General features: G+C 58.1%; 27 protein-coding genes. 9 read left to right on the forward strand and 18 right to left on the reverse strand.

Annotation, left to right across the window (positions count from 1 at the left end):
* Positions 1–44 precede the first annotated feature (44 nt).
* The 14 genes from ACI77D_RS25135 to ACI77D_RS25200 all read right to left on the reverse strand — a co-directional run bounded on the left by ACI77D_RS25135 (position 45) and on the right by ACI77D_RS25200 (position 9,284).
* Complete coding sequence (locus ACI77D_RS25135) at positions 45–617, reverse strand: phage tail assembly protein (protein ID WP_128586968.1); 573 nt, start codon at positions 615–617, stop codon at positions 45–47.
* Between the two features lie 182 nt (positions 618–799).
* On the reverse strand, positions 800–1,306 hold the full coding sequence (locus ACI77D_RS25140) for a phage major tail tube protein (RefSeq protein WP_124416555.1): 507 nt from the start codon (positions 1,304–1,306) through the stop codon (positions 800–802).
* On the reverse strand, positions 1,306–2,472 hold the full coding sequence (locus ACI77D_RS25145) for a phage tail protein (RefSeq protein WP_259762952.1): 1,167 nt from the start codon (positions 2,470–2,472) through the stop codon (positions 1,306–1,308). Before ACI77D_RS25145 ends, ACI77D_RS25140 begins: the two co-directional genes overlap by 1 nt.
* Positions 2,473–2,474: 2 nt before the next feature.
* On the reverse strand, positions 2,475–2,726 hold the full coding sequence (locus ACI77D_RS25150) for a hypothetical protein (protein WP_242169372.1): 252 nt from the start codon (positions 2,724–2,726) through the stop codon (positions 2,475–2,477).
* 8 nt (positions 2,727–2,734) lie between these two features.
* Entirely contained in the window at positions 2,735–3,055 is a 321-nt protein-coding gene (locus ACI77D_RS25155) for a tail fiber assembly protein (RefSeq protein ID WP_407017693.1), read from the reverse strand.
* 11 nt (positions 3,056–3,066) lie between these two features.
* Positions 3,067–3,909, reverse strand: coding sequence for a hypothetical protein (locus tag ACI77D_RS25160; protein ID WP_221294058.1), 843 nt, complete (start codon positions 3,907–3,909; stop codon positions 3,067–3,069).
* Between the two features lie 51 nt (positions 3,910–3,960).
* Positions 3,961–4,491, reverse strand: a complete 531-nt coding sequence (locus ACI77D_RS25165; protein WP_221294057.1) for a phage tail protein — start codon at positions 4,489–4,491, stop codon at positions 3,961–3,963.
* Entirely contained in the window at positions 4,488–5,126 is a 639-nt protein-coding gene (locus ACI77D_RS25170) for a phage tail protein I (protein WP_221294056.1), read from the reverse strand. The genes ACI77D_RS25165 and ACI77D_RS25170 overlap by 4 nt, the downstream gene beginning before the upstream one ends.
* Positions 5,123–6,118: a baseplate J/gp47 family protein gene (locus ACI77D_RS25175; protein ID WP_197624598.1), complete on the reverse strand. Its 996-nt coding sequence runs from the start codon at positions 6,116–6,118 to the stop codon at positions 5,123–5,125. The genes ACI77D_RS25170 and ACI77D_RS25175 overlap by 4 nt, the downstream gene beginning before the upstream one ends.
* A complete protein-coding gene (locus ACI77D_RS25180; protein WP_407017694.1) occupies positions 6,115–6,447 on the reverse strand; it encodes a phage baseplate protein in 333 nt (110 codons plus the stop codon). The genes ACI77D_RS25175 and ACI77D_RS25180 overlap by 4 nt, the downstream gene beginning before the upstream one ends.
* Positions 6,448–6,459: 12 nt before the next feature.
* On the reverse strand, positions 6,460–7,068 hold the full coding sequence (locus tag ACI77D_RS25185) for a phage baseplate assembly protein V (RefSeq protein ID WP_407017695.1): 609 nt from the start codon (positions 7,066–7,068) through the stop codon (positions 6,460–6,462).
* A gap of 3 nt (positions 7,069–7,071) precedes the next feature.
* Positions 7,072–7,587 carry a hypothetical protein gene (locus ACI77D_RS25190; RefSeq protein ID WP_407017696.1) on the reverse strand — a complete coding sequence of 172 codons (516 nt, stop codon included), beginning with the start codon at positions 7,585–7,587 and terminating at the stop codon, positions 7,072–7,074.
* A gap of 23 nt (positions 7,588–7,610) precedes the next feature.
* Positions 7,611–7,949 carry a phage holin family protein gene (locus ACI77D_RS25195; RefSeq protein WP_177016319.1) on the reverse strand — a complete coding sequence of 113 codons (339 nt, stop codon included), beginning with the start codon at positions 7,947–7,949 and terminating at the stop codon, positions 7,611–7,613.
* A 600-nt stretch (positions 7,950–8,549) separates the two neighbouring features.
* Positions 8,550–9,284, reverse strand: coding sequence for an XRE family transcriptional regulator (locus ACI77D_RS25200; RefSeq protein ID WP_094949894.1), 735 nt, complete (start codon positions 9,282–9,284; stop codon positions 8,550–8,552).
* A 189-nt stretch (positions 9,285–9,473) separates the two neighbouring features.
* Between ACI77D_RS25200 and ACI77D_RS25205 the strand changes: the two genes are divergently transcribed.
* The 5 genes from ACI77D_RS25205 to fdxA all read left to right on the forward strand — a co-directional run bounded on the left by ACI77D_RS25205 (position 9,474) and on the right by fdxA (position 14,499).
* Positions 9,474–10,196, forward strand: coding sequence for a zeta toxin family protein (locus tag ACI77D_RS25205; RefSeq protein ID WP_177016648.1), 723 nt, complete (start codon positions 9,474–9,476; stop codon positions 10,194–10,196).
* A complete protein-coding gene (locus ACI77D_RS25210) occupies positions 10,196–10,363 on the forward strand; it encodes a hypothetical protein (protein WP_177016320.1) in 168 nt (55 codons plus the stop codon). Before ACI77D_RS25205 ends, ACI77D_RS25210 begins: the two co-directional genes overlap by 1 nt.
* A 422-nt stretch (positions 10,364–10,785) precedes the next feature.
* Positions 10,786–11,067 carry a DUF3077 domain-containing protein gene (locus tag ACI77D_RS25215; RefSeq protein ID WP_221294052.1) on the forward strand — a complete coding sequence of 94 codons (282 nt, stop codon included), beginning with the start codon at positions 10,786–10,788 and terminating at the stop codon, positions 11,065–11,067.
* A gap of 374 nt (positions 11,068–11,441) precedes the next feature.
* Complete coding sequence (mutS, locus tag ACI77D_RS25220; protein ID WP_407017697.1) at positions 11,442–14,033, forward strand: DNA mismatch repair protein MutS; 2,592 nt, start codon at positions 11,442–11,444, stop codon at positions 14,031–14,033.
* A 142-nt stretch (positions 14,034–14,175) separates the two neighbouring features.
* Positions 14,176–14,499, forward strand: coding sequence for a ferredoxin FdxA (gene fdxA, locus ACI77D_RS25225; RefSeq protein ID WP_064450939.1), 324 nt, complete (start codon positions 14,176–14,178; stop codon positions 14,497–14,499).
* Positions 14,500–14,991: 492 nt separating this feature from the next.
* Here fdxA and apbC read toward each other — a convergent pair whose 3' ends face one another.
* Positions 14,992–16,086 (reverse strand): iron-sulfur cluster carrier protein ApbC, encoded by a 1,095-nt coding sequence (gene apbC / locus ACI77D_RS25230; RefSeq protein WP_407017698.1) that lies wholly within the window; start codon positions 16,084–16,086, stop codon positions 14,992–14,994.
* Between the two features lie 173 nt (positions 16,087–16,259).
* Here apbC and metG point away from each other — a divergent pair, with 173 nt between their 5' ends.
* From metG to ACI77D_RS25250, 4 genes are all read left to right on the forward strand, one after another.
* Complete coding sequence (gene metG / locus ACI77D_RS25235; protein WP_262667132.1) at positions 16,260–18,311, forward strand: methionine--tRNA ligase; 2,052 nt, start codon at positions 16,260–16,262, stop codon at positions 18,309–18,311.
* Positions 18,312–18,527: 216 nt separating this feature from the next.
* A complete protein-coding gene (gene rsxB, locus ACI77D_RS25240) occupies positions 18,528–19,691 on the forward strand; it encodes an electron transport complex subunit RsxB (protein ID WP_407017699.1) in 1,164 nt (387 codons plus the stop codon).
* 102 nt (positions 19,692–19,793) lie between these two features.
* Positions 19,794–20,432 (forward strand): endonuclease III, encoded by a 639-nt coding sequence (gene nth, locus ACI77D_RS25245; protein ID WP_064450935.1) that lies wholly within the window; start codon positions 19,794–19,796, stop codon positions 20,430–20,432.
* 107 nt (positions 20,433–20,539) lie between these two features.
* Positions 20,540–20,722, forward strand: coding sequence for a PA3496 family putative envelope integrity protein (locus tag ACI77D_RS25250; RefSeq protein WP_064450934.1), 183 nt, complete (start codon positions 20,540–20,542; stop codon positions 20,720–20,722).
* Between the two features lie 83 nt (positions 20,723–20,805).
* Here ACI77D_RS25250 and ACI77D_RS25255 read toward each other — a convergent pair whose 3' ends face one another.
* From ACI77D_RS25255 to ACI77D_RS25265, 3 genes are all read right to left on the reverse strand, one after another.
* On the reverse strand, positions 20,806–21,438 hold the full coding sequence (locus tag ACI77D_RS25255) for a response regulator transcription factor (protein ID WP_053254650.1): 633 nt from the start codon (positions 21,436–21,438) through the stop codon (positions 20,806–20,808).
* A 636-nt stretch (positions 21,439–22,074) separates the two neighbouring features.
* Entirely contained in the window at positions 22,075–23,292 is a 1,218-nt protein-coding gene (locus tag ACI77D_RS25260) for an argininosuccinate synthase (RefSeq protein ID WP_048720141.1), read from the reverse strand.
* A 142-nt stretch (positions 23,293–23,434) separates the two neighbouring features.
* The gene (locus ACI77D_RS25265) at positions 23,435–24,343 is read right to left on the reverse strand and encodes a flagellar protein MotY (protein ID WP_407017700.1); all 909 of its coding nucleotides are present in this window, start codon (positions 24,341–24,343) and stop codon (positions 23,435–23,437) included.
* Positions 24,344–24,385 lie beyond the last annotated feature (42 nt).

The raw sequence follows: 24,385 nt of genomic DNA on the forward strand, positions 1-24,385 counted from the left end.
CTCCGCCTCATTGACCGAGTAGATCAGCGGCACCACATCGAGGATTACTTCGATGTCGCGCTGCGAAAGAAGTCCGCCGGTTGATTTAAAAAATCGTCGATGCGCTCCTGCAGTTCCGTCCAGTCGGGTACGGTCAGGCCGGCGAGATCGGGGATCATCAAACCGGTGCAGTGAGCGGTGATGAACTCGGCGCGCTCTTTGTTGGTGGCGAGTTTTTTCATCACTTTGGTAGCGCGCAGGGCGGGCATTTCAAGGGGCAGTTCGGTGAGGGTGCGGCCGGCTGCGTCGAGTGGCAGCAGCAGTTGGACCGGTTGGTCGTGGGTCGCTTCTTCGCGCTCATCCAGGAAGAACGACGCTGGGCGCGTCGACATTTCGTGCACGTACTGAGCGATGCTCACGTAGTCCGGGCGCTTGAGTTGGTCGAGCTCTTTTTCCGACAGGCCGGTGGCGAGTTTCGCCAATTCAAAAAACTGGTCGTCCTCGTCATCACCGGCCCGGGCCAGCGCGGCTTTTTGCGCGGCGTAGAACAGCGGTTTGAGCTGAACCTGCTGGATCGTCGCGCCGGTGTCGGCGGTGATCGGGGACAGCAGACTGTGCAGCGGTGGCATCCAGGCCATGGGGCAATTCCTTGTAGAGCGTTGTTGAAAAGCAGCGCAGATCTAAAGCTGAGCGCGGTCAATGTGGGAGCTGGCTTGCCTGCGATGGCATCAACTCGGTACACCAGGTACACCGAGTCGCCTGCATCGCGGGCAAGCCCGGCTCCCACATTGACGGTGCCCATTTCAGAGCACGGTCGCCCTTAAGGCATGAGTACCGCTCGGCGCGCATCGCCAAGAATATCGACGCCGTTGAGCACAAATTTCTGGGTGCGCACGTCGATGTCGATCACCGAGATGCCATTTTCCAGACGGTTGTAGGTGCGGCAGGACAATTCCAGCGTAGTGGTGACCTTCTCGCCCATCTTCAGCTTCGCCTCGACCAGAGATTTGAGCTTGCCGCCGACCGTGTGGTAGGTGAAGTAGGTCTTGCCGTCCTGGTCTTGCCCGGCTTCACGCACGTTGAGCAAGATGTCGTCGCCCAGGCGCACGCCCAGGGCCAGCATGATTTCCGGCCCCGCACCTTGCAGTACCAGCGTGGCACCGAGCACCTTGCCGCTCTTGGCCATTTCTTCGGCAATAAAGCGCCCGCCGGACATGGGCTCCATCTCGAATTCAATCTTCGGCGGATCGAACTCTTCCACCGTCGCGGACAACGGCAGGCCTTGAAGGGTGGCCGCAATGGCCTGTCTTACACGGTTGGTAAACATTAGAGAACGTCCTCCAGGAACTGCTCGATGATTTCGTCGCGGGCATTGAGTTGATAAATCATGTGTTCATTCGGCGCATAGCGGCCGTAGTCGATGACGATGAACCAGGTGCCGTTCTTGTACTTCTCGACACTGTTCAATTCCGGGTGCAGGTACACGCTGCCGCCTGGGATGGTTTCGTCGGCGACCAGGGTTTGCAGCCAGTCGTTGATGCGCTTGACCTCCTGGTCCATGAAGGACTTGGTGAGGTTCTTGGCCATGGCTTTTTGGCCGGCCTTGACCAGCTTGCGGCTGATCGCATCTTCCAGGCCCACGTAGCTGATGAACTTGCCGGTGATGGAGCGGTTACCCAGCAGCGAAAAGCCGCCGAGGATGGTGCGTGCGTAGTAGCTCACGCCGTAGCGGTTGAGCAGGTCGCCTTCGGTAGACGTGTCGAGGATGTTGTACTCGACCACGCGGGAAACGTCCTCGGCGAACGTCACCTGGTTGCCTGGGCTTTCCCACTGCTTGACCTTGGCCAGCGCGGCGATGGCCAACGAGGATGGCGCCAGGAACACGTTTTTCTTCGCCGCCTTGGAATACACCGACGGCATGTTGTGCACCACCAGGCAACGGTCAAAACCGAGGTCGGCACCGCCCAACTCGCCGCTGTAGGTCACTTGGTCGGCGACCGAAACGTCCTTGCCATCCAGCACCACACGGGCCTTGATGCGCTTGCCGAAAGAGGCGAACTCACCGGCCACGGCCTTGGTGCCGGTGAAGCCTGGGGCGCCGATGATGGTCAGGTCTTCCGGCACGCTGCTCAACGCAGCCAGGCCGAGCTTGCGGCCGGTGGTCGGCTCATTGCCGCCGATCACGTTATTGATCGTGTCAGCCGGGGTTGCGCCCTCCTCCACGATGACCACGTAGACCGGCACCTTCACCACTTTAAGGATCTGGTACACCGCCTGAAACAGCGTGCCCGACTCCGCGCCGGTGGGGTCCAGCAGCGCCTGGGTGGTGAAGCTGTTGATGCGAAACGGCGCGTTTTTTGGAATCGACGCGTGGGCATTCGGCGCGGTGCCGACCAGGCCGATGACGTTGTCGCCAAGGCCACCCATGGCCTCGGGGGATTCGGTGGCATTCACGGTGATGCCGTTGTGCTCGAAGTTAAGAACCTCAGCCATGGTTAGTCAGCCTTCTTGGGGGTGGAGTTAAGGACGCTGGTCAATTCCAGGCGGCCAGCGGTGCGTAGGGCGGATGCTTCGACGTCCAGCAGCTCAAGCTCCTCGCCGGCGGTGGACCAGTGGCCACCTCCGATGGGGAATGGGATGAGGACGGTGTAGGTTTGGCGGTTGGCCATATGTAAATTTCTCCAGATGCAAAAATGCCCCTTAAGCAGGGAATTCATTGGGCGAAAAAAAACCGCTTTCGCGGTCATGTCAGTTCTTAGATTGGCGCTACAGGCCAATTGATTAAGGCCGGAAAACCTTCCTGCTTATCGATGCGGTTCAATTCGATTCGATACAGCTTCCAGGCTTGCAGCCGTGCGCCCTCGTCATCGGTTGCCTTTCCCAAGTCTTGTGCATCCAACAGGGGGGCGATACGTATCGCGGCGATTTGCAACAGTTCGTCTCGACGCTGGATGGCTTCGTTACTCACCAGTTGTGCCATAACCTCAGTTGCATCTTCAGCCGACAAACCCATCCCTTCCAGACTCTCTGCATCTGGATTGACGTATATCGAGCCCTTGTAATTCACTGTTCTCACTTAAACGCTCCTTATGCGGAAATAGTCGTATAGGCTTGACGGGCCGTGTAGGAACCTGGCGCCAAGGTAAGCAAACTATCAAGTGTCGCCCCAGTGCCGAAACCAACAATAGACACCGTGCTGATATCAACCATTTTGGGCACACCAACATTGACGATTGTCGTCTGGGCTCCGCCTTTGGTAATGGTCGTTTGCGCGAGACTTAGCTGAATAAACCCGTAGTACGTGCTGAACAGTGGAACGTCCTGAACCACGACCTCACATTTATGAAAAAACAACTTAAAGCTGACACTTTCGCCCACCCCTCCATCGCGAGAAAACAAGCCGCCATAATCAGGGCCATATTGTGAAACGCCATTCGCCAGGCCGGTTTCTATTCGGCAGTCGGTGAACTTAATCGACATTTCCGTGATAGCGGAGAAGCCACCACATACGTAGACATTCGATTCAGAAAAGCGCACCAACGCGCCTCGAACGATTGGCTTAGAAGCCTCTGTCCCATACGGAATGAATAGAAGCGACATATTGTCAACATTGGTTCCGCCCAAGCCACGACCTACCTCATAGACCTTTCCACGACGCAGAAAAATAGTTGCGGAGCCGCACAACATGACCCTGCCAACCGCAGCAGCGATGGTCTTAAGTGGCTTATCTTGCGTAAGACCGCTATTAGTGTCCAGGCCACTGGAGGAGTCCACATACAGAACCTTGTTAACTTCAGCTCGAACAGTCGCTGGCACCTGCTCAGTTGCCGTAATTACTTTCTGGTCGATCAATGATATCTTTTTAGTTACTGTATCCGTTAGTGCATTACACGCCGACACCAAACCGGCGATTACCGTTTCCAAACTCATCTTTTACGCTCCTTGTAAAACGTCGTTTTTCCCAACACCCAAAGACATTGGCTATTTGACTTCCATGCTCATGACCCGCAACAACACCCCCACATGCCGCGCCATGTTATCGACACTCGCCGCGGCAAGCTGCGCAAACTCCTCAGTCATCAAGACATTGAGGTTTTCATTGCCCACTACCACCGTCAGACTGTCCGACGGCAAAGGCGAAATATCTAATGTAAATCGTTGAAGCACCCGAGCCGCCGCCGCTTTATACGTCAGCAACTTCCCCGCCACGGAATACACCGCCAGCAACGTCCCACTGGCGAGATAAAACCCAAATTCGCCAATTTCATACTCAGCCTCGCCATCAAGCAGCGCAGCCATCCTGAGTTGCCGGTCGCCCAAATCCTCATAATCCACAATGGCGACCCGTTGGCGCTCATCACGCAAGGCCACTTCTGTGCCATCCGGGTTGTAGCGGCCGGTGCCAGCACCAACGTGGGTGATTTCGCCTTTCAAGCCCTGGTTCTTTGCCTGCAGTACTTCATCCAAACCTTTGGAGGTGAAGCGCACCAGGCGCGTAATGTCATCTGTCATGGCTGCGCCCTGAGGTCGTAGTCGTTAATGGTGTAGTGCCGGGCAACACCGGCACTGTTAAATCGCGCAATCAAGCCCAGCTCAGGCAGTGCGCCGTGCAGGCAAAGCTCGCCATCGCATAGCGGTGCATGTAGCACCTGAGTGAACGCAAGCCCGCCGTCTGTTTCATGCACGATGGTGATGGTCGCCTGGTCCCGCTCGCTTTTCGCCGCATCGATACGCCGAATCAATCGGTTGTGGTCGCCGCTGGACCAACTGCGCCCGATGATGGCCTGCACATCGAAGGTGTAAGGCAGCCCCAACGGTCGCTGTTGATACCAGGCGCTGATGTTTGGGGTGAACCCCAGCGATTCCACTGCATGATTCAAAGCCTTGGGCGTGCCCGCCTGGCGTTGGATCTGCCAGGACAAAGCCACGGTCAGCCGCTTTTCCGCCTCGCTGGCGTCCGCATCCCACTCGCTGACACCACGATCGGCGGCCAGATAAGGAAGAAACTCGCTCGGGGTTTGCAGCGGATTCATCAACGCCGGAAACGGCGGCGTCACGCGGTCGAGCAACTTGCCAAACCCCTGGTCCAACGCCTTTTCCAGCGGCGAACTATTGGCCGGCAACAAACTCGCTTTTGGCTCACTCATAGCGTATGCACCTCCACTTCAACCCCCGTGCAATACGGCGCCTGGAACGCGGTGCAGATGATCGGCGCCAGGGGTTCAAGAATTTGCAATTGCGCAGCCCCTGCACTGTGAATCGCATAGTCAATCCAACTCGGATCAACCCGCCCTTCCAGGCGATGACAGGACTGTGCGTAGTCCTGCAGCAGTTTCTGCGCGGCGACTTGCGTCAGCCCTGAATCCGGGCCGGCGTTGATCTTCGCGACCACGCGGATTTTGTAAGGCAAAATTTGCGCGCCTTGTACGCTGACCAGGTCGGTCTCCGGTCGTACATCCGGCCGTGCGAAATGGCGTCGAACGCCGTCAAGCAAATCGGCAGACGGCGTGCCATCCCCTTCCCTTGAAAGCACAGTCACCATCACTTCGCCGGGCGCGGTGCGACGCCCATTGCCGTCCTTGACCTGCGCCGCATACCCGTCCGGGTCAAAGGTGTAGCTGACGGTTACCACGCCGGGCGTTGCGCTTTGCACTTTCACCGACGGCCGCTCGCCCAGAGTGAAAACCTCACGCCGATACTGCATTCGCGAACCCGCTGCCGGGGCATGTGGCGCCAGGTAATAACGCAGGCGTGCGTCGTCGTCGCTTTCCAACGTCGGCGGTACGGGTGGAAACGCAGCCGGGTCGCCAGGGTCAAGCACTTGGCGCTCCAGGCCCATATCGGCCAGGCGGGCATCCAGGTTGCTGCCGGTGGCCCACCACGCCAGCATCTGCTTGATGCGGGCGTTGTACTTGCGTTCATGGGTTTGCAGCCGCACGCAAAAGGCTTCCAGGGCCAGAGTCAGCAACTCGCTTTCGTTGTCGAGGCTGACCTTGAGTTTGGCCGCGCTTTGCGGCGCGCGGGTGGCGACGTAATCGACCACGAACGCCTTGAATTCCGCCAGCAACGGCTCGAACTCATCCACCGTAATGATGGCCGGTTCGGCCAGTTGGTTCTGGCCGGGGATCAGCATGCTCATGTCACGACCTCGAAGGTTTGTTGGCGGTTTTTCCAGGTGCCGGCAAAACGCAGCAACAAACCGGCGCCCTGGCGGGTGGCGACGATGACCTGGGGCTGGAAGTCGGCGATGCCGTTCTGGGTGTTGTAAAACGCTTGCGCGGCGTGGCTTTGGGCGAGGATCAGCAGGTCGTCGCCGAGGTTCTGGCCGAGCAATTGCGGGATCAGTGAGCCGTACAGCGGGCGTTTCTGGCGAGTGCCTACGGGGGTGGTCAGCGCTCGGGTGGCGCGCTGCACGAATTGCAGCCAGTCATCGACGGCTGCCCCGGTGTTCCTGTCGACTCCAATCATGGAATGTCCTTATCAGGGGCTGATGACGCGTCCTTGGTGGTCCACCACCGGGCCGCTGAAGTGCGCGCCGCCGGCGTCCAGCAACAGGCGGGTGCCGCCGATCTGCAGGGTGATGCTCTGGGCATTGATCGTCAGGCTGGCGGCGCCGACCTTGATGTCAACCTGTTCGCGGGAGCCGCTGAAGGTGGTGGGGCCGTTGACCCAGTTGAAGGTGTGACTGGCGTCGTCGTACTCGCTTTGGGTGCCGTCCTGGTGGCGGCGGCGGGTCAGCGAGGCAACGCTGGAAACCGGCGGAAACAGACTACTGTTAAGACCGAACAAGGCCACAGACTGCGCGCCACCTTCTCCGCCGCCGTAGTTGAGCAACAGGCATTGCTCGCCCACCGATGGGATACGGGTTTCGGTCTGCGCGCCCGCGCTGGGGTTGAAAAAACGGATCGATGGCGAGAGCAGGTCACCGTGACTGACCTTGCAGTTATTGTTGGCGGCATCGACTGCCTGGCAGGTGCCAATCCGACAGAAACTTTCAGCGCGTCGATAAAGGTCTTCGAGCTGGGTTTCCATCTCCGCCAAGCGCTCGATGATCGGCCCCAGTTGCATGCGTAACAGCGCGTCGAACATGGGCTACTCCGCCAGTGGTTTGTATTGATCGGGGTCGTTGATATTCGAGACTTCCCAAGTGCGGGCAAAAAGCGGTTGGCCCGTGGGATCGTTGAGCAGCACCGGTCCGAGATAGAGGGTTTGCGTGAAGGAAACGGTCCAGGTGTCGTAGTCCGTTTCTGCGGTGGCACGCAGTGAGGGAGCCGCAACGATAGAGGTCGGCAAATCACACTGAGCCCGTGGCAGGTTCCAGCGGTTATCCAGCACCAGATCCATCAGTTGGCTGGCCAAATCGCAAGCATCGAACGGCAATGCACCCGGCGCGACCATGGCCTTGAGCGAAATCGACAAGGCGTGAGCTTTACGGCCCTCACGGGAGCGAATGCCCGGGCCGTTGCCCTCGACCGTGATCAGCACGCCGGTTTTATCCCCGGTGCCTTGAAAGTCCTGATGATTACCGACCTTCAAGTCCGGGAAGGCGGCGCGCAGTGCGTCGCTAATGGCTTGGGGCAATTGGGAGGGTTTTTCGATAAGGTCCATTTTGATCAGCGTCCTTGCAACGGTTATTGCGGGTCCTGGCCGGAGCCTTGGTTAACGCCGATACGCTTGGCGGCCCAGCGTTCATAGAGGCCGATGGCCACGTCGGCGCCGGCCATGGCGGTCAGGCAACCAATGGCGCCGGCCGTCCAGAGCGACATACCGGCGGCGTAGCACAGCATCAGGGCAGAAACCCCACACACCATGCACGCCCCGGACCGCAGGGCCAGGCGCCGGATCAGCGACCAACCACGGGCGCCCTCCTTGTCGGCGCGCCACATTTCGCCGGATACACCGCCGATCAGGGCCAGTACGATCACCAGCCAGATAGGCATTTCCGCTAACGCTTGCTGCTCGTTTGTCATGTCACGCCTCCTGGCTGAGCATTACCGGCAACGGGCCGGTGTTTGGGTAAGTCCATTTATCGGTAGGCATTCCAAAAAGCCCGGTCGCCCGGGCTTTTCAGTAATGCGGTCCAGATTCGAACGTTCGGCGCTACTGGCGCGGTACGGTTCTTTCCTAAGATGTTTTTCCGACCACGATCCCTGTCTGCCGGATAACTGCTTCTGGTGCTTTACGCTGCACACCCGGGTCAGTTGCCAACCCTCTGAACCGTTAAGGCCGGTTCATCGCTGCCTGTTTTTTTGAAGCGGTACTACTAAAGAGCGTCGGCATCCTTGCCGGTGTTGCCTGGCTTCCCTGCCATCGCTTCGATGGCGTCCTTGCCGATGTTGCGTGCCTTCCTTGTCTTCCTTGGCAGCATCCTTGCCGCCTCCACCAGGCCTTGTTGGCTGGCTTGAGATGAAGAATATGCATGTATGCATATACAGTCAATGCATTAATGCATTTATTTTAGCTATCGAAATGCACGAGTGCATTTCAGGCCTTGTGGGTTAAGGGTTTGGCGGTTTTCTACAGGCGAAAAAAAGCCCGCGCACTGGCGGGCTTTGTCTTACGTAAGGAGGTTAACGGGCGTACATGCCCCACCAGAACACATGACCGAGGATGCTGATCTGCTCATCCTGAATATCCTGGAAGCTGTAGTCCTCATCCGGGTGTTCATCGCGATTGAAACTGCGCAGGCGAATCCCCGAAGGCAGGCGGTAGAGCTGTTTCACCCGCAGCTGGCCATTGTGGTTGATGGCATACAAGTCGCCATCGACGATATCGCCAATGCCACTCTTGCCCGCGTTCACCCCGACCGTCGCGCCATCGCGCAGCACCGGCAACATACTGTTGCCGCGCACCGTCACACACTTGGCCTGGTCAAACTGCACACCGTTATGCCGCAGGCTGCGCTTGCCGAAACGCAAGCTGGCCTTCTCGCTTTCCTCGATGACGAATCTTCCTGATCCAGCAGCCAATTCAACCTCACGCAGAAAGGGGATCGACACCTCGTCATCATTAACGGGCGTGTCGTCGTCCCACAGGCTTATGTCCTTGAGTTCCGAATGCATCGGGTCGCGCCCGTCATCCCGCAAAGCCCCCACCGCCGCGCGCCCGCGCAAGTGGTCGGTGCTGACGCGGAAATACTCGGCGATGCGTGAGATGTGCTTGTCCGACGGATCAACGATCTTGCCGCTGAGGATCCGCGAGAGTGTGGATTGAGGCACGCCAGTGCGCCGGTGAAGCTCCGTGGGGGAGATCCGGTCGCGGTCTAGGAGTTCTCTTAAGACGGTTGAAACGTTGCGTTTTTGCATAAGGGGGATAGTGCAGGGTGTTTTCAGCATTGGCAAATGCTAATTTGCATAAGTAGTGCATAAACAAGGATGTATTAAGTGACGTTTCGATCAGCAGCGAGGGTTTAACCGCGTGATAGTCTTTCACGCACTATAAGAAGCAGATGGGGGTGTTTGATGGAACAGACCGCATTTTCCGACGCTGACGGGATGACACCGGCAGAGACTGAGATTTCAGAAGACGCCCTGCGCTTCGCTCGCTCAAATAAAAAGTCAATTGCCAGACGCCTGACAGACAAAGCTATCTACCCATCAGAGGAGTCGCCAGTATCCGTCTTCATGGCTGGATCGCCCGGCGCAGGAAAAACAGAGGCTTCAGTCGCTCTTGTAAACCTATTCGCCGACACCCCCATTCTACGAATCGATCCTGATGAACTTCGCAACGAGTTTGCCGCTTACCAAGGGTCAAATTCGTGGCTTTTCCAACGCGGGGTTTCGATTCTGGTCGAAAAAATAATTGACCAGGCGTTGGATCAACGGCAGTCCCTCCTACTCGACGGCACCTTTTCAAACCTTAAGGTCGCCAGGAGCAATGTTGAACGCTCATTGAAAAAAGGACGATTCGTACAGATCTTGTACGTATATCAAAACCCCATGCTTGCTTGGGATTTTGTGAAGGCCCGCGAGGAGGCCGAAGGCAGGAGAATTCGCAAAGAGCATTTTATCGAGCAGTACTTCGCAGCGCGTGACGTAGTGAACGCGCTTAAGCTAGAGTACGGAAGCGACGTTCACGTGGATTTGCTCATCAAGCACATCGACAATTCTGGACGGCTTTACAAAGCGGGCGTCGATAAGATTGACTACCATATCCCAGAGCAATACACGCGGGCCGATCTAGAGGCCATGCTCGGGCCACCATCAGGAGCGCATTGATGATTTCGATCAAGCTGGGCTTGTCCAAAGGCGTAAAAAGCTCCTTTGCCGACTTTATTCGTGACGCAAAATCTGATCAGAAAAAGCGCGTTTACAGTGAGGTTCTCACTGAGGCGACGAAGCAACAGAATCTCGTGATGATGAAGGCAGAGGCGAAAAGAGCCTGATTCCAACCAAACCTCCTTCTCAAAGCCCGACCCAGAGTCGGGCTTTTTATTGGGCCAATTTAGTCACCACACAGGGACACGTTTATAATCCATGCCGCGATGTGCTTTTCGACAGCAGCTTAGCGACATATTCATTTCCCTAGTTGCACCCACCACACCACCACGCTAACCTCCCCGCCGTCGCTGCCAATTCAGCGACCGGGCCTGATAACCCGGCAAGATGCAGGCGCACCAAGCGCCCTCAAAACCCGATTTGCAGGCGTTTTTTTTCGCCCAACATTTCGTGCAATGGCGGCTGTGCGTGGGAGACCTTCGGGTCTGCCGGGTTCCTGTATCTCCGGTTTATCAGCCTGCGCACAGCTGCCACCCAATTCGCCTGATAACGAATGTGGTAGCTCTCAATTGATATGGGAGTTTTACCGATGACCGCTACAAATCCGTCTGCGTTAACTACCCTCGGCGTCACCCCCTTCTCCTTTCACTCCGACCAACCGCTATTCCGGGTCAACAGCGGTGTTTCCCTGCACGAAGCCCTGCACCACGCCTCCGACCTTCTTCACGTTGCCAAGCAGCTCGCAGAAGATGCGGCGATGACCAAGGAGACGGACCGTTACGCCTGGGCGTCCCATTACTTGCAGGAGATGGTGAAAGCGGTGATTGATGATGTGGTGAAGGTGTTGGATTCGCCCAGCAACATTCAGTAAGGGTGAAAGTAAGAAGGGGCGGCGCATGTGAATAAATGCGCCGCCCCTTTTTTGTGTTTTACCTGGCCGTTTGTGAACTGCGAAGGGCCGACTTCGCGTGTTAACCTTGCGCCCATCGCAAAAATGCTGGGCCAAGCGCCCGATGCCGATCAGTTACGCGACCACAATTGGGCAAAACGTGGAGCTTTTGGACTTCAGCGATGCAGGCGTTGCGGCCCGCTGGTAAAGCGCAGCGATCCCTTCGCAGCCTCGCTGAAGCTCGACAGCTCCCACATTCGACCTGCTTTGTTTGGACGTCCGCATTTTTAACTGATCGACACTGGACCAAGCGTGCCCTTTGCCCCATCACTTTCAACGAATTTGCCTACTACCCAATGAGTAAAAACACGTCCGATCTGTCCTCCCACACGCCGATGATGCAGCAATACTGGCGTCTGAAAAACCAGCACCCTGATCAGTTGATGTTCTATCGCATGGGCGACTTCTACGAGATCTTCTATGAGGATGCAAAGAAGGCCGCCAAGTTGCTGGACATCACCTTGACCGCGCGCGGGCAGTCGGCGGGGCAGTCGATTCCGATGTGCGGTATTCCTTACCATTCGTTGGAAGGCTATCTGGTCAAGCTGGTGAAGCTGGGTGAGTCGGTGGTGATCTGTGAACAGATCGGCGACCCGGCGACCAGCAAAGGGCCGGTAGAACGTCAGGTGGTGCGCATTATTACGCCGGGCACGGTGAGTGATGAGGCGTTGCTGGATGAGCGTCGCGACAACTTGATTGCCGCTGTTTTAGGCGATGAGCGCTTGTTCGGCCTGTCGGTGCTGGATATCACCAGCGGCAATTTCAGCGTGCTGGAGATCAAGGGCTGGGAGAACCTGCTGGCGGAGCTGGAGCGTATCAACCCGGTGGAGTTGTTGATTCCGGATGATTGGCCGAAGGATTTACCGGCAGAAAAGCGTCGTGGGACCAAGCGTCGTGCGCCGTGGGATTTTGAGCGTGATTCAGCGTTGAAAAGTCTGTGCCAGCAGTTCTCGGTGCAAGACCTTAAAGGTTTCGGTTGCGAAAACCTGACCCTGGCCATCGGCGCCGCCGGTTGTTTGCTCGGCTATGCCAAGGAAACCCAGCGCACCGCCCTGCCGCATTTGCGCAGCCTGCGCCATGAGCGCCTGGACGACACCGTGGTGCTCGATGGCGCCAGCCGTCGCAACCTGGAGTTGGACACTAACCTGGCCGGTGGCCGCGATAACACGCTGCAATCGGTGGTCGACCGTTGCCAGACCGCCATGGGCAGCCGCTTGCTGACCCGCTGGCTGAACCGCCCGCTGCGCGACTTGACCGTGCTGCAAGCGCGCCAGACCTCTATTACCTGCCTGCTGGATGGCTATCGCTTTGAAACGCTGCAGCCGCAGTTGAAAGAAATCGGCGATATCGAGCGCATCCTGGCGCGCATCGGCCTGCGCAATGCGCGGCCGCGTGACCTGGCGCGCCTGCGCGATGCCTTGGGTGCGCTGCCGCAATTGCAAGCGGCGATGGCCCATCTCGACACGCCGCACCTGCAACAGTTGGCCGTGACCGCCGGTACTTACCCGGACCTCGCGGCGCTGCTGGAAAAAGCCATTATCGACAACCCGCCGGCGATCATCCGTGACGGCGGCGTGCTGAAAACCGGTTACGACACCGAGCTGGATGAGCTGCAGTCGCTGAGCGAAAACGCCGGGCAGTTCCTGATTGATCTGGAAGCCCGCGAGAAGGCCCGCACCGGCCTGGCCAACTTGAAGGTCGGTTACAACCGCGTGCACGGCTACTTTATTGAGTTGCCGAGCAAGCAGGCCGAGTCGGCGCCGATCGATTACCAGCGTCGTCAAACCCTTAAAGGTGCCGAGCGTTTCATCACGCCGGAGCTGAAAGAGTTTGAAGACAAGGCGCTGTCGGCCAAGAGCCGCGCTCTGGCGCGCGAGAAAATGCTTTATGAAGCGTTGCTCGAAGATTTGATCAGCCGCCTGGCGCCGTTGCAGGACACCGCCGCCGCCCTGGCGGAACTGGATGTGTTGAGCAACCTCGCCGAGCGCGCGCTGAACCTTGATTTGAACTGCCCGCGGTTTGTCAGCGAGCCGTGCATGCGCATCGTGCAAGGCCGTCACCCGGTGGTGGAGCAGGTGTTGACCACGCCGTTCGTCGCCAACGACCTGTCGCTGGATGACGACACCCGCATGCTGGTGATCACCGGTCCGAACATGGGCGGTAAATCCACCTACATGCGCCAGACCGCCTTGATCGTGTTGCTGGCGCATATCGGCAGCTTTGTGCCGGCGGCCAGTTGCGAGTTGTCGCTGGTGGACCGCATTTTCACGCGGATCGGTTCCAGCGATGACCTGGCCGGTGGCCGTTCGACCTTTATGGTGGAAATGAGCGAAACCGCCAACATCCTGCACAACGCCACCGAGCGCAGCCTGGTGCTGATGGACGAAGTCGGTCGCGGCACCAGCACCTTCGACGGTTTGTCGCTGGCATGGGCGGCGGCCGAGCGTTTGGCGCATTTGCGTGCCTATACGCTGTTCGCCACGCACTATTTCGAGCTGACCGTACTGCCGGAAAGCGAGCCGCTGGTGGCCAACGTGCACCTCAATGCGACCGAGCACAACGAACGCATCGTGTTCCTGCACCATGTGCTGCCAGGGCCGGCGAGCCAGAGTTACGGCCTGGCTGTGGCGCAGTTGGCCGGTGTGCCGAGCGAGGTGATCACCCGTGCCCGTGAGCACCTGAGCCGCCTGGAAGAAACCGCGCTACCCCACGAGATTTCCGTGGCCAGCCCGGCCAAAGCCAGCAACAAACCCAGCGCGCCACATCAAAGCGATATGTTCGCCAGCCTGCCCCATCCGGTGCTGGATGAGTTGGCCAAGCTTGACTTGGACGACTTGACGCCACGCAAAGCGCTCGAAATGTTATATGCACTGAAGACTCGGATATAACGCAGACGCGTGCAAGCTGATAGAATCTCGCGCGGTTTGGGATGCTGCGGGCTTTTAGCCTGGCCTGCAGACTATCGCTCCCGAACCTCGCGAGCCCCACCATAAGGGGTTTCGCTGCCGCCGCCTGAGGAGAAAATTAGAAATGACCTTCGTCGTTACCGACAACTGCATCAAGTGCAAGTACACCGACTGCGTCGAAGTGTGTCCGGTGGACTGCTTCTACGAAGGCCCGAATTTCCTGGTTATCCACCCGGATGAGTGCATCGACTGCGCCCTGTGTGAACCAGAATGCCCGGCCGTCGCTATTTTCTCCGAGGACGAAGTCCCGGCAGAGATGCAGGAATTCATTCAGTTGAACGTCGATCTGGCGGAAATCTGGCCGAATATTACTGAGCGTAAAGATCCGATGCCCGATGCAGCGGACTGGGATGGCAAGAAAGGTAAGATTGCACAACTCGAGCGCTGATAGCGTCGTTGCTCCCAAAAGGCCCTTTGCGGGCCTTTTTGCGTTTCTACGGAGTAGGTTTCACTTTCCTGCAGACGAAAAAAGGGGCGGTATGACCCGCCCACATTTTTTCCCTAGTCCCTGTATTCCTTTTCATCATCCTGATGAATCGCATCCTGCGACGTTCCTTAACCATCGTTCCTTGATGGCTGTGTCAATCCGTGGACACAGGGCTGATCTTAGAGAGTTCCGAGGGAAGTTCAACGGGATCCAGGCTGCGCAGAGGCAGAGTTGAACGCCTGATCAAGTATAAATAACTGTTATTTTTCAAATAGATAGAAAAATCTCTCGAGATTTCGGGATGTCCATGCCCGGTAAAAAAACCAAACACTTACGAAAAAGTAAGTGAATGCTTACACGCGCAATTGCGTAAATGAGTCATTGAAGGCCGTTGACTGATCAACAGGCATAAAAAAGCCCCGACAAGGTCGAGGCTTCTTTCCTTCAGCGGGATCAGTCGTCGCTGACCGTAATGGTCGGCATCGCCGGTGCCGCCGCTTCCTGCAGGACGATCCGCGCGCCGACGTGACGCGCCAGCTCCTGGTAAATCATAGCGATCGGCCCATCGGGCTCGGCCGCCACGGTGGGCTTGCCGCCGTCGGCCTGTTCACGAATCTCCATCGCCAACGGCAACGAGGCGAGCAATTCGACGCCATACTGGGTCGCCAGCTTCTCGCCACCGCCTTCGCCAAACAGGTGCTCGGCATGCCCGCAGTTGGAGCAAATGTGTACCGCCATGTTTTCCACGACGCCCAGCACCGGGATGTTGACCTTGCGGAACATCTCGACGCCTTTCTTCGCATCGAGCAGCGCCAGGTCCTGCGGCGTAGTCACGATTACCGAACCGGCCACCGGGACTTTCTGCGCCAGGGTCAATTGGATATCACCGGTGCCAGGCGGCATGTCGATCACCAGGTAATCCAGGTCACCCCAGGCGGTCTGGGTGACCAATTGCAGCAACGCACCGGAGACCATCGGCCCGCGCCAGACCATCGGCGTGTTGTCATCGGTAAGGAAGGCCATGGACATGACCTCCACGCCCATCGACTCGATCGGCACGAACCATTTCTGGTCCTTGACCTTCGGTCGGGTGCCTTCGGCTATGCCGAACATCACGCCTTGGCTTGGGCCATAGATGTCGGCGTCGAGAATGCCCACGCGGGCCCCTTCACGGGCCAGGGCCAGGGCCAGGTTGGCTGCGGTGGTGGACTTACCCACACCGCCCTTGCCGGACGCCACGGCGATCACGTTCTTGACGTTGGCCAGGCCCGGGATCTGCGCCTGAGCCTTGCGCGGGGCGATCACGCACTGAATGTCGACCTTGGCCGAACGCACGCCGTCCAGGCCCTCGACGGCCATTTGCAGCATCTGCGACCAGCCGCTCTTGAACAGGCCTGCGGCATAGCCCAGTTCCAACTGGACCGAGACCTGGTCGCCCTGGACCTCGATGGCTCGTACACAGCCGGCAGTGACCGGGTCCTGGTTCAAATAGGGGTCGGTGTATTGGCGAAGAACGGCTTCCACCGCTGCGCGATTGACGGCGCTCATGGGCTACTCCCGAAAAAAGACTGACTGAAACAGGCGGCTATCCTAACCGTTCCGGCCGCCCAGCGGCATGCTTTCGCAGGCCTGGGAAGATTCAGAAACAGCACCACGGGGTGAAATATATTTCCCGGCGCTTTATAGTGGCCGACCTCCGTTTCATCAAGTAGCCGAGCCCCATGTCCGAGCCACGCAAGATCCTCGTCACCAGCGCCCTGCCCTATGCCAATGGTTCCATCCATCTTGGCCATATGCTTGAGTACATCCAGACCGATATGTGGGTGCGCTTCCAGAAGCATCGCGGCAATCAATGCATTTATGTCTGCGCGGACGACGCCCACGGTTCGGCCATCATGTTGCGCGCCGAAAAGGAAGGGATCACCCCGGAACAACTGATCGCCAATGTGCAGGCTGAACACAGCGCCGACTTTGCCGAGTTCCTGGTGGATTTCGACAACTTCCACTCGACCCACTCCGACGAAAACCGCGAGCTGTCGAGCCAGATCTACACGCGTTTGCGCGACGCCGGGCACATTGCCACGCGTTCGATCACGCAGTATTTCGACCCGGAAAAGAAAATGTTCCTGGCCGACCGCTTCATCAAGGGCACCTGCCCTAAATGCGGCACTGAAGACCAGTACGGCGACAACTGCGAGAAGTGCGGTGCCACCTACGCACCGACTGACCTGAAGAACCCGCGGTCGGCTATCTCCGGCGCCATCCCGGTGCTCAAGGATTCCCAGCACTTCTTCTTCAAGCTCCCGGATTTCCAGCAGATGCTGCAAACCTGGACCCGCAGCGGCACCCTGCAGGACGCCGTGGCCAACAAGATCGCCGAATGGCTGGATGCCGGCCTGCAACAGTGGGACATTTCCCGCGATGCACCGTACTTCGGTTTCGAGATCCCGGACGAGCCAGGCAAGTACTTCTATGTATGGCTGGACGCGCCTATCGGCTACATGGCCAGTTTCAAGAACTTGTGCGACCGCACGCCGGAGCTGGACTTCGATGCCTTCTGGGCCAAGGACTCCACCGCCGAGCTGTACCACTTCATCGGCAAGGACATCGTCAACTTCCACGCCCTGTTCTGGCCGGCGATGCTTGAAGGTTCGGGCTACCGCAAACCGACCGGCATTGCCGTTCACGGCTACCTGACGGTCAACGGCCAGAAGATGTCCAAGTCCCGTGGCACCTTTATCAAGGCACGCACGTACCTGGACCACCTGTCGCCGGAATACCTGCGCTACTACTACGCGTCCAAACTGGGCCGTGGCGTCGACGACCTGGACCTGAACCTGGAAGACTTCGTACAGAAGGTCAACTCGGATCTGGTCGGCAAAGTCGTCAACATCGCCAGCCGTTGCGCCGGGTTTATCCATAAGGGTAATGCCGGCCTGCTGGTGGCCGAAAACGCCGCACCGGAGCTGACCGAGGCGTTCCTGGCTGCCGCGCCAAGCATTGCCGACGCCTATGAAGCCCGCGACTTTGCCCGCGCCATGCGCGAGATCATGGGCCTGGCCGACCGCGCCAACGCCTGGATCGCCGACAAGGCCCCGTGGTCGCTGAACAAGCAGGAAGGCAAGCAGGCTGAAGTCCAGGCTATTTGCGCCACGGGCGTCAACCTGTTCCGCCAGTTGGTGATCTTCCTCAAACCGGTGCTGCCGTTACTGGCCGCCGATGCCGAGGCGTTCCTCAACGTTGCACCGCTGGTCTGGAACGACCACGCCACCTTGCTCAGCAACCATCAGTTGAACGAGTTCAAGCCGTTGATGACCCGTATCGACCCAGTGAAAGTCCAGGCCATGACCGACGCTTCGAAAGAAGACCTGGTCGCCAGCCAGACCGATACCGGCGAAGCGGCACCGGCCGGCAATGGTGAATTGGCCAAGGACCCGATTTCCGCGGAAATCGATTTCGACGCCTTTGCCGCCGTGGACCTGCGTGTCGCGCTGATCGTCAAGGCCGAAGCCGTGGAAGGGGCCGACAAGCTGCTGCGCCTCACCCTCGACCTCGGTGGCGAGCAACGCAACGTGTTCTCCGGGATCAAAAGTGCTTATCCAGACCCGTCCAAGCTCGATGGTCGCCTGACCATGATGATCGCCAACCTCAAACCACGGAAAATGAAGTTCGGCATTTCCGAAGGCATGGTGATGGCGGCTGGCCCTGGCGGCGAAGAAATCTACTTGCTGAGCCCGGACAGCGGCGCCAAGCCGGGTCAACGCATCAAGTAATACGGTGTGGTGAGAAGGCTGTTGTGACGGGCGGGCTTGCCCCGCGCTGTGGCACCCAGCAGCCCTAAACCGGGCACCCGGTTCCATCGGTGTAAAATGCAGCGGCCCTCAGTAGGGCCGCTTCGCAGCCCTACGCGGGGCAAGCCCGCTCGCCACGACAGGCCTGCCCACCACAACAGGCCCTGTTTGCTTAACCGGCATGCCAGTGATTCCCTCATGACTCTGATTCAACGTATCGACGCGCTGCTGCCGCAGACCCAATGCGGCAAGTGTGGGCACCCGGGCTGCAAGCCTTACGCCGAGGGCATCGCGCTTGGCGAGGCGATCAACAAGTGCCCGCCCGGTGGGCAGGAAACCATCGCAGGGCTTGCACAATTGCTACGTGTGCCGGTGCTGGAACTGGACACCAGCCGAGGCGAGGCCCCAGCACAAGTCGCCTATATTCGCGAAGCCGAGTGCATCGGCTGCACCAAATGCATCCAGGCTTGCCCGGTGGATGCGATTGTCGGCGCCGCCAAGTTCATGCACACCGTCATCATGGATGAGTGCACAGGTTGCGACCTGTGTGTCGCGCCCTGCCCTGTCGACTGCATCGAGATGCGCCCTGCGGCCAATGTGGTGCCGATTGTGGGCGGCCTGGCGGCTGATGACAACCAACGCCAGGAACGTGGCCTCAAGCGCGACCGCGCGCGGCGACGCTATGAACAACGCAGTGCGCGCCTGCAACGGGAAGAAGCGCACAAGCTCGCCGAACGACTGGCTCGGGCCAAGCGCTCAACGCCGGTTGCGCCCGTACAGGCTGATACCGCTCAAGCGGCCAGGGATGCGGCGGTCAAGAAAGCCAAAATCACTGTCGCAATGAGTCGTGCCCAGTTGCACAAGTCCTTGAAGGCGTTTGGTCACCCACCGACGTTTGAGCAACAGTCGCAGTTGATCGTCCTGCAACAGCAGTTCGAAGCGGCAGAGCAGGCACTTGCAACCCTGGAAGTGAGCAGCCCGGCGCCCCTGCCGCCACAAAAAGACCCGGCGCTCAAACGCGCCAAAATCCAGCTTGCCATGCGTCGCGCCGAACTGAAAAAAGCGCAGGACCTGAACGCTGACGAACAGCAACTGGCAACCTTGAGCGCCGCGCTGTCCAGCGCAGAGCAAGCCTTGCATGACGCCGAAGCTGGCAGTGAGCAACCCCGGCCAGCCTTGCAGCGCGTGGAAAAACGCCCCATCGACGCCCAACTGCGTCAGCTGAAAACCGCCCTGGCTTATGCCCGGGCCGATGTGAGCAAGTTACAACGCCAAGCGGACGTCAGCGCAGATGAACTGAAAGCCGCACAACGCAAGCTGGATGATGCACAGCGCCAAGTGGACGCCCATAGCGGCGCCTGATCGGCCACAGGCGCTGCCGGCTGTGCTGGCGATGGTTTATCCTGCAAAGCCTGCGCCTAATTTGAAAACCACGTTGACCGCCTGCAAGGAAACGCCTGCCCCATGAACGCCGCAAAACGCCTGGAAATTTTCCGCAGGTTTCACGAAGACAATCCGGAGCCCAAAACCGAACTGGCCTACTCTTCGCCGTTCGAATTGTTGATTGCGGTGATCTTGTCGGCCCAATCCACTGACGTGGGCGTTAACAAGGCTACGGCCAGGCTTTACCCGGTGGCCAACACGCCTGAGGCCATTTACGCCTTGGGCGTGGAAGGTTTGTCGGAGTACATCAAGACCATCGGCCTGTACAACAGCAAGGCCAAGAACGTCATCGAAACCTGCCGCCTGCTGGTGGAGTTGCATGGCAGCGAAGTGCCACAAACTCGCGAAGCCCTGGAAGCACTCCCCGGCGTGGGTCGCAAAACCGCCAATGTCGTGCTCAATACCGCGTTTCGGCAGCTGACCATGGCGGTGGACACCCATATCTTTCGCGTCAGCAACCGAACCGGCATCGCCCGCGGCAAGAATGTGGTGGAGGTAGAAAAGCAGCTGATGAAGTTCGTGCCCAAGCCATATTTGCTCGACTCCCACCACTGGTTGATTCTTCACGGGCGCTACGTTTGTCAGGCCCGCAAACCCCGCTGTGGCAGCTGCCGTATCGAAGACCTGTGCGAATACAAGGACAAGACGTCCGACGATTGAGGGATCATTGGTTTTCTCGATCAGTCGATTGAAAAAATCTTTTTTACCCGTTCATGGATTATCGTTATAAGGAGCGCCAACGGCAGTCTTAGCCTGGAGTTAACCTTATGAGCACTGGCAAAGAACAACTGGATGTAGACGACGACCTCGTTGCAGAGTCGGATGACGATGGGGACGCACCTGTTGCAGAGGTGGCCAAGACCAATTTGAGCAAACGCCGCACTATCGATAACCTTCTGGAAGAGCGACGCTTGCAAAAACAACTGGCCGATTACGACTTCGATCTCTGATCGACCCGTTGACGACCGGAAGCCTCCCTGACGGAGGCTTTTTTCTGCCGGTGGTTCGAGCTCGGTGCGCAATGGCACCCGCCCTACACGAGGCCGTTGCGCTGGGCCAGCTCGATCAGATCCACGAGCGAACGCGCATTGAGCTTGAGCAACAGACGAGTCTTGTAGGTACTGACGGTTTTGTTGCTCAGGAACATACCGTCTGCGATCTCCTTGTTGGTTTTGCCACGGGCCAGTTGCTGCAACACCATCATCTCACGACCCGACAAGCGTTCGACCATGTCCGCTTCGCTGGCATTGCCCATGGTGGAGCGCACCGAGTTGAGCGCCTGGTTAGGGAAATAGCTGTAGCCGGAGAGGACCGCCTTGATGGCACTCAACAACTCGGTTAGATCCTGTTGCTTGCATACGTAGCCAGCCGCCCCCGCCTGCATGCAGCGCATCGAAAAATGGCCGGGCGCCTGAGATGTCAGCACCAGCACCTTGACGGGCGCAGGCTGCTTGGTAGACGCCAGGCGACAAATAACTTCCAGCCCATCAAGCTTGGGTATCCCGATATCCAGTATGACAATGTCTGGCACATGTTCCCGTGCAAGTTGCAACGCATCGACGCCGTTATCAGTCTCGGCAACGACTTCATAACCATGACGTTCCATTAGCATGCGCACAGCAAGACGAATGACGGGATGATCATCCACGATCAGCACTTTATTCATGAGAAAGTCCAATTTCGCTGTTCGAATTATTTAGAGCAAGCACAATAGCCTAGTCGTTTCCTAGTTGGCATAGCGCTCCCCCCCAAGCAACAGCAAGCAGAGACCCAACCCACAACGATATAGGAATTACCCTACAAAAAATCACAACTTCAGGCGCATCCGGTTTTACGGAGACTTTCAGAACTTTCCGGGGCCATACATATCTTGAGTTAAACATCCGGCACATAAGCGGTACGCCGTCTATGCACCGCACAGGGTTTTCAGGAAACGCCCCTTGCTTGTCGCGGCCAGGCGAGTGAGCAGGTGAAATACAATCAACGGTTTCAGTTCCATACAACATACCTGCTTACACCCTTATTTCCTACGGAATATTCAGCGACCTACACACTCACCTTACTTACGTAGTGAATCTTCTGTAAGACATAGTTCCTATTCAGGTGTAAAAATTTCATTCATCCACGCAGAAATAAACACGCCACCAAGGGTGGCGCCACTCTCAACTTCGATATTCAACAAAACTTAAACAACCTCGCCAAACGATAAACATCACGCCCTATTTAAAGCGCGCGTCTTTATAGCCAGGCAAAAAAAATGGCCCCTTGAACAAGGGGCCATTTTTCACAACGAGGGGAACACTCAGAACAGCTTGCGACCCTTGTTGGCAGCAATGCGCATGCGCAGCGCATTCAACTTGATGAAGCCTGCCGCGTCCGCCTGGTTATAAGCACCGCCGTCTTCTTCGAAGGTGGCGATATTGGCGTCGAACAGCGACTCATCAGACTTGCGACCGGTAACGATCACGTTGCCTTTGTACAGCTTCAAGCGCACCACGCCGTTCACGTGAGCCTGGGAGGCGTCGATCATCTGCTGCAGCATCAGACGCTCTGGGCTCCACCAGTAGCCGGTGTAGATCAGGCTGGCGTACTTGGGCATCAACTCGTCTTTGAGGTGAGCCACTTCGCGGTCCAGGGTGATGGACTCGATGGCGCGGTGAGCACGCAGCATGATGGTGCCGCCCGGGGTTTCGTAGCAGCCACGGGACTTCATGCCCACATAGCGGTTCTCTACGATGTCGAGACGGCCGATACCGTGTTCACCACCGATACGGTTCAGGGTCGCCAGCACGGTGGCCGGGGTCATTTCGACGCCGTCCAGCGCGACGATGTCGCCGTTGCGGTAGGTCAGTTCCAGGTATTGGGCCTTGTCAGGAGCGTTCTCCGGGGAGACGGTCCATTTCCACATGTCTTCTTCGTGCTCGGTCCAGGTGTCTTCCAGCACGCCGCCTTCATAGGAGATGTGCAGCAAGTTGGCGTCCATCGAGTACGGGGACTTCTTCTTGCCGTGACGCTCGATCGGGATGGCGTGCTTTTCAGCGTAATCCATCAGCTTTTCACGGGACAGCAGGTCCCACTCACGCCAAGGGGCAATCACTTTCACGCCAGGCTTGAGCGCGTAGGCACCCAGTTCGAAACGCACCTGGTCGTTGCCTTTGCCGGTAGCGCCATGGGAAATGGCGTCGGCGCCTGTTTCGTTGGCGATTTCGATCAAGCGTTTGGCGATCAGCGGACGTGCGATGGAAGTACCCAGCAGGTACTCGCCTTCGTAGACGGTGTTGGCGCGAAACATCGGGAAGACGAAATCGCGGACGAATTCTTCGCGCAGGTCGTCAATGTAGATCTCCTTCACGCCCATGGCTTGCGCCTTGGCACGTGCAGGTTCGACCTCTTCGCCCTGACCCAGGTCAGCGGTGAAGGTCACCACTTCACAGTTATAAGTATCCTGCAGCCACTTGAGGATCACCGAAGTGTCCAGGCCGCCGGAATACGCGAGAACGACCTTGTTTACGTCGGCCATGCCATCACTCCACGGGGTTGTACGGAAAGCCGTCGATTCTACCGACCAAAACCGTGAATTTACAGAGGCGCGACAGCAAATGAAGATAAAGCGACAGATTATGTCGAGCGGGCGACCGATGGTCGCACCTTATGAGCGCATTTTATGACGTGTGTGCAGGGTTGCTCGGGCCAGTCGCCTGAGGCGCCGGTTTCTCGGGGGCTGCCACCCGTTCGAGCTGAATATTCACGCGACGGTTACGCGCCCGGTTGGCGGCATTGGTATTGGGTGCCAGGGGATAGCTTTCACCGTGGAAACGCAGAGTGACCTGCGATTCCTGGATGCCGTTGGCCTTGAAGTAGTCCATGACCGCCAGCGCACGACGGCGTGAGACGTCGCGGTTGGTCAGGCGGTTGCCGCTGTTGTCCGAATGGCCATTCAACTCGATATGGTTGACCGTCGGATCGGCTTTCATGAACGCGACAATCACCGCCAGCGTCTTCTTGGCCGTCGCATCCAGCTCAATGCCACCACCGGGGAAGCCGACTTCGGTCTGTTTGACCTGATCGTAATTCATCGGCAACAGCTTGGTGGTACACAGTTGATAGTCGTTGTAGGCCTTGTTGAATTTCACTGGCAGCAGACGAATTTCCGAGTAGCCACCTTCGCGCCCGTAATGCCGCACAGTCGGGCTGCGCCCTTCCAGCAAGCCCATGAACAATCGCCCGGCCTGAGCCTGAGAGCTATTGAACAACACGTCGCCACTGCCGGCACGCACAGCGCCGAGGTTGATATCACCGCGGCCCGGCTGCCACGGGGCAGCGGCGGCCAACAAGGTCGCCGAGCCCGCGCCGAGTGCGCCACTGTAGGCTTTCAGACGAAATGTCGCCTGCTCGCCGGCCCGGCGCACGAACTCACCCGAACCGAAATCGGTGATCGGCTGGGTCAAGCGGCACTCGAACTGGTCGCCTTCCACCTTCCACTCAATATTCTCCAGACGTGTCTGAAACGTGAGGGCCATCGCAGGCAGGCTGGCGAACACACTGAGCAGGGCTAGATAATGCTGGCGCACGGGAGGCTCCACTGGTTTCTACAACACTTCAAAGCGTCATAC

The sequence above is a fragment of the Pseudomonas sp. O39 genome, assembly GCF_045447295.1.
In the GTDB taxonomy this organism is placed as follows: domain Bacteria; phylum Pseudomonadota; class Gammaproteobacteria; order Pseudomonadales; family Pseudomonadaceae; genus Aquipseudomonas; species Aquipseudomonas antarctica_A.